General features: G+C 48.6%; 3 protein-coding genes. 2 read left to right on the forward strand and 1 reads right to left on the reverse strand.

Annotated features, from left to right (window positions below; all coding sequences use genetic code 11):
- Positions 1–209: 209 nt before the first annotated feature.
- On the reverse strand, positions 210–1,019 hold the full coding sequence (locus ACXLDX_RS10890; protein WP_457577208.1) for a transporter substrate-binding domain-containing protein: 810 nt from the start codon (positions 1,017–1,019) through the stop codon (positions 210–212).
- Positions 1,020–1,728: 709 nt separating this feature from the next.
- On the opposite strand from ACXLDX_RS10890, the gene ACXLDX_RS10895 reads away from it, so the two are divergent.
- Complete coding sequence (locus ACXLDX_RS10895; protein WP_457577209.1) at positions 1,729–2,649, forward strand: DMT family transporter; 921 nt, start codon at positions 1,729–1,731, stop codon at positions 2,647–2,649.
- Between the two features lie 67 nt (positions 2,650–2,716).
- On the forward strand, positions 2,717–3,625 hold a 909-nt coding region (locus tag ACXLDX_RS10900), incomplete at its 3' end, for a carbohydrate kinase family protein (RefSeq protein ID WP_457577210.1).

Consider the following 3,625-nt stretch of genomic DNA (forward strand, 5'->3'; position numbering starts at 1 on the left):
ACGGCACCCCAGGTGCCGGCAGCCACCAGAATCAGAATGACTGCCAGCAGAACCTTCCAGGGCCACGTATCCTGTGAGCCTTTCAAAATAGCGTTTTCCTGTTATCTGAAAATCCCGCTGCAAAAAAGAGTTTTCTGCAGCTGGCATTTTCATTGTCTGTTGTGCCCAAAGGGCATAAATGACTGAACCATACGGCCCAGCCATGCTTTTTACTGGATTTCTTTCAACCACGCGTCATCTTTGAACCATTTTTTGTAAATCTTGTCATATACGCCGTCGTATTTGATCTGGTTCATGAAATTGTTCAGCCAGTTGAGGAAATCGGGATCAGCTTTGCGGATACCCCAGGCCAGAGGCTCTTTGGTGAACGGCTGGTCAAGGTGAACAATTTTCCCCTTGCCCTTCTGGGAAAAAGCGATGGCATTGAAAGGCATATCGTAGATAAAGGCATCAATTTTCCCGTTGACGAGCTCGATAACACCTTCCTGCTCTGTCTCGTAGGAGATATATTTTGCCTTGGAGATCATCCGCTTGGTGGCCTGCTCACCGGTGGTTCCAAGCTTGGAGGCGACTGTGTATTTTGCATTATTCAGGTCCTTATAAGACTTGACTTCTCCTGCCAGTTCCTTCTTCAGCAGAATGGTCTGACCTATAAGAATATAGGGAGTGGCAAAGTTGATGGTCATGTTCCTTTCCTGGGTAAGGGTCATGCCGGACATGATCATATCAAACTTGCCGGTCAACAGGGCGGGAATAATACCATCCCAGGCTGTGGAGACCAGTTCCAGCTTTACACCCATGGCCTTTGCGACACGTTTTGCCATATCAACATCAAAACCAATGATTTCCCCTTTCTGATTTGTCAGCTCAAACGGCATGTAACCGGGTTCCATACCGACTTTCAGTACACCTCGTTTCTGGATTTCAGCCAGGGTATCAACGGCATAGACAGAACCGGCAGTAAAGGTTAATACTGCCAGTGCAGCAACCAGTAACAGTGAAAGTTTTCGCATCCTCATCTCCTTTGTTTTGGATTCAACATTTAAGGGAAAAATACTCTCCCCCGTTATAACACCTCATATTGCGTAATTACTCGCCCCCCTTCGAAGTGATTGTTCACAGGCACTCCAGCTTTTCACGGTCTCTTCTGTCCGCATAGGTAGGCTATAGCGAACAAAAAAAGCCTGTATAAATCTGTGGTACCTGTGAACAAACAATTACAGTTCAAAGGGAATAAAATCAAAGAGTTGCTACCCCTGCGACCAAATACCCTTCTGAACATCCGCTGACGGATTCGGGACATTTATGTAATGGATGGACGTAATAACATACCCGTACGGTATGAACAACAGGCTTTTGCCATCAAATAAAAACAGGCTTCTCCTGAGCCACCTGAATCTTAACTCTGTTGGGTACCAAACTCCTCACTAAAATTCAAGAAGAATCGTGTTGAGCAATACCAGGTCCGACCCGGACAATCCACCTGTTTTCTGCAATTAAGAATCAGTACAAGATTTTTTTCCCATGATACTGTAGGGTGCCTTGAAAAATTCAGGAAAACGTAAATGCTTACAGACACCCCAGCTTTTCACAGTCTCTTCTGTCCGTATAAGTAGGCTGTAGCGAACAGAAGAACCTTCAAAAATCTGTGGTACCTGTGAACAATTACAGTACAGAGATAATAGAATCACATCGTTGCTGCCCCTGTGAGGAGTTACAGGAAAACGTATGAACACACTTTCAACCAGACAGCTTCTTTTCACTTATATCGCCCTGGCTCTGGCCGTTCTTTTCTGGGGGCTCTCTTTTGTAGCGACAAAAATCGCCCTGGAGAGTTTTCCGCCTTTCTGCCTGATCTTCCTGCGCTTTCTCACCGCTTCTGTTTTTTTCACCTTTCTCCTGCTGCGCACAGGCTTCCCTTCCATGACATGGAACACCCTTAAGCCCCTGCTTTTCCTGGCCATCTTTCAGCCCGGGCTCTACTTCACCTTCGAGACTCTCGGCCTGCAACATACTTCGGCAACCAAGGCTTCCCTCATTATCGCCACGATTCCCATCGTTGTCCTGATCCTCTCCATTATTTTTCTCAGGGAACGTGTTCGATTTCTCAATATTATCGGCATCATTATTTCCATGATCGGGGTAATCCTCCTGGTCTTCGGTGGCCGTGATATCCAGGAAATGAATGGCACGCTTCTGGGAGATGCCCTCATTCTCGGCGCTGTTCTCTCCGCCTCCATGTATATGATCCTGACCCGCAAGCTCGGTGAGCTGTTTTCACCCATTCAGATTACCGGAATGCAGATCATTCTCGGCGCGATTATCTTTTTCCCCGCTTTTCTCTATACCATGCCGCAGATCCAGTGGCGGGAAGTAACCGCGGAGGCCATTGGTGCCGTTATCGGCCTGACTGTTTTTGCCACAATCGGCGCCTTTCTCTGCTACAATTACGCCCTGACCAAGCTCCCCGCCTCCCGGGTATCGGTCTGCATCAACGGAATTCCACTGGTAACCGCCTGCGGTGCCTGGTTTCTCCTTGGAGAGCAACTCGCGCCCCTGCAGTTTCTCGGCGGCGCGATTGTTATCGGCGCGGTATACCTGGCAAATGTCAATGGACAGAAAAATCGTAATGAAAGCGACTCCAGATAGTGGTAGACTTCTGGACAGACACTAACTCGCCCCCGACGTTAACTATATTTAAAAGATAGGTTTTCCCATGAAAGTTATTATTGCCGGTTCTCTTGCCTACGACAGAATCATGAACTTTTCCCAGAATTTTTCCGATCATATCCTGCCGGAAAAAATCCATAACCTCAACGTGGCCTTCGAAGTCGATGGAGTCACCGAAAATTTCGGCGGCACCGCTGGAAATATCGCCTACGCCCTGAATCTCATGGGTGAATCAGCCACGTTTTCCGCTACCATCGGCAGTGATTACCATCAGTATTTTGAGTGGCTGGAGAAAAACGGCATCAGCCGGGAAGGCATCAGGGTCATAGAGGAGGAGCTGACTGCCGGTGCCTATATCACCACCGATAAAAGCAACAACCAGATCACCGGATTCAACCCCGGCGCCATGAAACATTCCTCCAATCTGGAGTTTTCCTCCCTGGACCCACAGAACACCCTGCTGCTCATCTCGCCCGGCAATCTGACAGACATGATCGAATACCCGAAACAGTGCCGTAAAAAAAATATTCCCTATATCTTTGACCCCGGCCAGTCCCTGCCCATGCTTGACGGCCATGACCTCAAGGAGGTGATCTCCGGCTGCAGAATGCTGATAGTCAACGACTATGAATTCAATATGATCCTGAAAAAAACCGGCTTTGACGAAAAAGAACTGCTGGAAAAAGCCGGGACCACGATTATCACCTACGGGGGAGAAGGATCAAAAATCTTCGAAGCGGGAAACACCACCCGGATCCCCACCTTCACAGCCCGGCAGGTAGTCGACCCCACCGGTGCCGGAGACGCCTACCGCGGCGGCCTTGTCAGCGGACTTATCCAGGGAAAAGACCTGGTAACCAGCGCCACTTTGGGCAGTGTCTGTGCCTCCTTTGCTGTTGAGAAAAACGGTACTCAGGTCTACAGCTTTACCAGGGAAGAATTTGCATTGCGGATG

It is taken from the genome of Desulfomarina sp. (assembly GCF_054039375.1).

Coding starts and splice junctions, on each gene's coding strand:
- ACXLDX_RS10890 (WP_457577208.1), bottom strand. CDS start 1,019: ATGAGGATGCGAAAACTTTCACTGTTACTGGTTGCTGCACTGGCAGTA.
- ACXLDX_RS10895 (WP_457577209.1), top strand. CDS start 1,729: ATGAACACACTTTCAACCAGACAGCTTCTTTTCACTTATATCGCCCTG.